Genomic DNA, 5,146 nt, shown 5'->3' with positions numbered 1-5,146 from the left:
TGGGCATGCGGAGGGATCCGAACCCGCAAGGGTGCGGAGCTGAGGAAACGCGAAGCGTTTTCCAGCGCAGCACGCAAGGAGCGGAGCGACGCAGCGGGGCGCGGCCGCCGGCAGGCGGACGCGGAATCCCTCCGTCCCATATCAACAACGGGCTCTCCGTATCTCAACCGGCACTTGGGGACGTTCCCAAAGTGCCGGCACTAAAGGAACGCCACCAAGTACCGGCTCATCCACCCTCAAAAGACAGACGCCCCAAGCCCGAAAGGACCAAGAGCGCCTTACATCTAGAAAATATCAGCCCCGTTCCGAAAAGCGAGCCGTCATCTACAAAATGGCGCGTGGCCCCGGCGGGCCGGGCATTAAGTTTGTCGCGAGTTCCGCACGCAAAGAAGGCCACTTAATGTGGCCTTCGTCTTGCGCAGGACTGTAGAGCAGCAAACTTAATGCCCGGCCCGCCGGGGCCACGCGTCCCTAATTGTTCAGCATGCGGTCGAAGCTTCCCGAGTCGCCATCCCGATAGTCGGCGGTCATCAGAATCTCCTGCGGAATGCGACCTCCCTCGCGCAGCACATTGCGGAACTGCACGCGCGTGACCATAGGCAGGTCCTTGATCGTCGCCGCCAAATTCTGCGGCACACCCTGATTGGCAGCCGCAGGCTCGCACTCGCCGCCAGCTTTCACGCGACGCTTGTGCTCGGCGAGCATGGCACGATACATGCCGGCATGCAAGCGAATCTCAACCACATTGGCATTGCGGGCCTGCTCGACGATGCGCGCACCCTCTCGGTCGATATCGCCCACGTAGTAGACATAGTTAAAGCGATAGCCGATCTCGGCCAGATAATCATCCAGTGCGTGCGAGACGCTCGCCTTGCAGCCGCCGCCAAAGATCACGCCACCCACCTTGGTGCCAAAAAGCTTAGCGTGCTTGCGGCCGCGCAGGAGCTTGACGATCTCGTCATAGGTATCTAGGTTCTCGACCATAATGAACGGCTTGTCGGCGCCCAGCGTAAAGAAGCCCGTAAAGTGCACGGGGCGGTTGGGGGCGACCTTAATCGCCTGCATGCTGATGCCCTTTTCGGTCATACGCCTCATCAGGCGCTCGCCGTGTTTACCGTCAAAGGCCTTCTCATCGTTAAAAATCTGGTAGGCGCGCTGGCGACGCGAAGCGACCGGCGTGTCGGCACCGCGATTCTGCTCAATCCAAGCCTGGATGATCGCAATCTCCTCGGCAATCTTGCGGTTGGACATCTCGTTGTGCTGAGTGCGCTGCGAAACCTTTTTGCCGTCCTTGCCCTCAACCTTAACGATTTGAGTCTGTTGCTCCTTAATATTGGAGAGTGCAGCAGGTGTGGGAACGACCTTGAGCAGCTGCCTGCCCAGGACACGGACCAGAGCAAACGCCGAAACCTCGCCATGAGCGGTCGACTCAGGCTGCTGGGCGGTCGCATCGTTTGCAGTCGGTTTGGGCTGCGTCTGGGATTTGCACTTGGAATCTGTCCGAGTATTGCGCTCTTGCTTTGGCGCGGACGAGCCCTTTTGCGAACGCTCAGGCTTGCCCCCCTTTACTGGCTGGCGCTTGGGCTGCTCCGCCGGGATCTCAGCCTTCGCATCCTTGTTTTGCCCCGCTGCCTGCTCGGCCACGGATTCGGTATTTGAGCCACGGCCGCCACGGTGACGACGACGGCGAGGCTTGCTCGAAGCGCTCTCCTCCGCTTTCTCGCCCGCTTTCTCGCCCGCTTTCTCGCCCGCAGACTGCTGGCCTCGGGGCTCGACATCGCCCGCAGGCCGCGGCTCAACAGGCTTCTGCTCACGGACCATCGGCTCGGCAGCCTTCTCAGCCTTCTCCGCTGGTGCAGCGGGAGCCTGGTCGGTCTTTTCTTGACGCCTTGCGGGATACGCACGACCCATAAAGCCGCGTCCGGGACGGCATGAACCCGGAGCCTTCTTGACGGGCTCCTCGGGTGCACCAGCAGCCTCGACGGACTCCTGAACGTCGCACACAACGCCTCCCTGCTCGGCCTTAAAGTGAGCACCGCGGCGACGCTTAGGCTCCTGGACCTCAGCGGCGCACTGCGACTCGGTAACAGCCTCATCCTCGACGGGCTCGACATCCGTCGCATCCTTTTGAGCCACAGCGCGACGGAAGCGCTCCTGCTGGGCACGGCGCTGCGCATCGCGTTTACCGCCCCCGCCAAAACCGCCGCGGCCCGCCTTGGCCGTAAAGGCGCGAACGACGCTCTCGTCAAGCAGCTCATCGGTGTCGACGTTCTCGCGCGGAGCCGTTTCCACCGCAGCAGGCGCCTCGACAACGTCCTCGACGGCCTCTTCGGCAGCCTCGGCAGGCTGCTCCTGGACATCGCGAATCTCGGCATTAATGGTATAGAACGCTGGGCGCCCGTTAATGCCGCTGCCCTCGATCTTGGTAACGATCTTTGCCGCGATAAGTTCATCGCGCATCGCCTTGGTGTCACATTCCTTATCGACGGAACGGAAAATCTGTGCCAGCGCGCTCGACTTGATCTTGAGCGCCTTGCGGCAGAGCAGGTCGTAGGCAACCAGCTTGGCACGCTCGGCAGAAAGCGACGTCTGGCTGCTCAGACGCTCAGCCAGGGCATCGACGTTGTTTTGGTTATCGGAATATACCGTCTTGGCCACGGGGCCCCTTTCATATGCACACATATATGTCTATATGGTACAACGCACGCCCCTATCCACGCAAAACATCTGCGAGAACACCCGGGCACACTAGCTTTTGCATGGAAAAAGGCCGAGCCCGCGCAGTTGCGGACCCGGCCTTTCCGAGTCATATAGATGTGACGTTCAATCCCTTAGGTCGATTAGGCCTTGGCGGCCTCGGCGCCTGCGGGAGCCTCGGCAGCAGCAGCGCGACCATACTCGGCCTTGCCCATCTCGGACCACTCGGGCTCCTCGTCGGGCATGGAACCGGCCTCCTTGCCGAAGAGCTCCTTGAGGCAGTTGACGGCAACGATGAGGCCCAGGACCATCAGCAGGACGGCAAAGACGAGCTGCAGGCCCTTGGTGGCGGCGACGGAGACTGCGGCCGTGGTGGCGGTAGCCGGGATGGTACCGAAGAAGCCGTAGGCCTGGACGGCGGTCATGCAGCCCATAGCGCTCTGGACCAGCGAGGTAAAGGTGCAGCAGAGCAGGAAGGCGACGGGCACGTAGAGCATCCAGCCCTTGCGACCGGTGCACTTGCAGAACACGGCAAGGGTGATCATGGTCATACCGCCGAGCAGCTGGTTGGAAGCACCAAAGAGCGGCCAGATGTTGGCATAGCCGCCAAAGGCGAGGGCGAGGCCGGGGAGCAGGGTGACAACCGTGGCGAACCAGGGGTTGCCGAGGACCTTCATGTAACCGGCCTTGGACTCGATGGCCAGGGCGTCGTTGGTCTGGGCAAAGAACTCGGAGAACGAGGTGCGGGCGATGCGGGCAACGGCGTCGAGCGAAGTCAGGGCCAGAGCGGAGACGTTCATGGTCATAAAGACGGTAGCGAGCGTGCCGTCAACACCGAAGGCCTGCATACCGCGGGAGATGCCAGCAGCGAAGATCTGGAACGGGGTGGAAGCGACGCCGGCGTTGAGGGCGCCGGTACCGGCAGTGTTCATGTCGGAGAACATGATGCCAGCGACGATGATGGCGAGGATGCCAACGAAGGACTCGACGATCATGGCGCCATAACCGACCTTGACGGCGTCCTGCTCCTTCTCGACCTGCTTGGAAGAGGTGCCCGAAGAAACGAGGCTGTGGAAACCGGAGAGAGCGCCGCAGGCAACGGAGACAAACAGGACCGGGAACATCATGCCCGAGGCATTGCTAAAGCCGGTGAAAACCGGAGCGGTGATGGTGGCCTGGCCGTTAACGCCCAGGACGACGATGCCGAGGACAGCGCAGACAATCATGACGATCATCATGATGGAAGTGAGGTAGTCGCGAGGGGTCTTGAGCATCTGGATGGGCATGGCACCGGCAAAGACCAGGTAGACCATGACGACGGCGAACCACTGGAACTTGTCCAGGTAAACCGGGAACTGCATACCGACGGCGAACATGAGGACCATGAGCACCACGCCGGTGACGAACTCGGCAGCGCCGGTGAGGTTGAACTTCTTCTGAGCCCAACCAAAGGCCATGGCGACGAAGGTGAACAGGATGGAGATGGTGCCAGCGCAGCCAGCGGCATAGGACTTGGTGAAGTCGATGGCACCGGTGGCAGCGCCAGAGGCGTCAACGACCGGGGTGAACATGAACGTCTTGCAGACCATGTCGGTAAAAGCGGCGATGACGATGATGCAGAACAGCCAGCAGAACAGCAGGAACAGGCGACGGCCGGTCTTGCCGATGTACTTCTCGATGAGCTGAGCCAAGGACTTGCCGTTGTTCTTCATCGAAGCGTACAGGGCGCCAAAGTCGTGAACGGCGCCAAAGAAGATGCCGCCGACGAGGACCCAGAGCACGACGGGCAGCCAGCCGAAGGCCATGGCGACGATCGTACCCGTAACAGGGCCAGCACCGCAGATCGAGCTGAACTGATGCGAGAACGCGGTGAAGGCGGAGACGGGCGAGAAGCTCTTGCCGTCCTTCATGCGCTTGGCAGGCGTGAGGGCCTCTTTATCAACGCCCCACTTGTTAGCCAGCCAGCGGCCGTAGCCCAGATAGCCGCAGGCGAGCACCGCCGCGGCCACAACCATGAGCAAAACTCCGTTCATTACATTTCCTCCTCTAAAAGGACTTCCTAGACATAAAAAATGAGGGCCGTCGGTTGCGCTCGACGGCCCTCATCTTCATCAGCCGCCCGTTATCGTACGGGCTAGCTGTATGTGCTAACCCGCATCAGATAATTACTACGCTGATAATGTTTAGCTGATGCGTGAACATGTCTAAGAAATCCTCTTCAATCATGATGCGAACAATCCGTGCGTGTTCACATCCCCCAGTGGATGAAAAGGAGTATGAAACTTTAGTTGACTAAAGTCAACGCAAATATGTAATGAATTTTCAACTTTATTTGAATCTCTCCGTTAGACCAGCGTTGACGTAATAATGTCCCGTCCCCGCCCTAAGATGAATGTCGCCAAACATCAACATCGAAGAGACGGGGACGGGATGCTGGACATCATACTCC

Annotated in this window: 2 protein-coding genes; both read right to left on the bottom strand. The window is 60.2% G+C overall.

The genetic code is table 11. The features are described from left to right. Positions 1 to 471: 471 nt before the first annotated feature. The gene (locus ACTQXI_RS08800) at positions 472 to 2,658 is read right to left on the bottom strand and encodes a hypothetical protein (protein ID WP_441548530.1); all 2,187 of its coding nucleotides are present in this window, start codon (positions 2,656 to 2,658) and stop codon (positions 472 to 474) included. A 182-nt stretch (positions 2,659 to 2,840) separates the two neighbouring features. Beyond that, positions 2,841 to 4,730: a carbon starvation CstA family protein gene (locus ACTQXI_RS08795; RefSeq protein WP_441038914.1), complete on the bottom strand. Its 1,890-nt coding sequence runs from the start codon at positions 4,728 to 4,730 to the stop codon at positions 2,841 to 2,843. Positions 4,731 to 5,146: the final 416 nt, after the last annotated feature.

Origin of the sequence: Collinsella sp. LCP19S3_C9 (assembly GCF_052121575.1) — a bacterium.
Taxonomy (GTDB): domain Bacteria; phylum Actinomycetota; class Coriobacteriia; order Coriobacteriales; family Coriobacteriaceae; genus Collinsella.
This window is presented reverse-complemented; position numbering and strand designations above follow the sequence as displayed.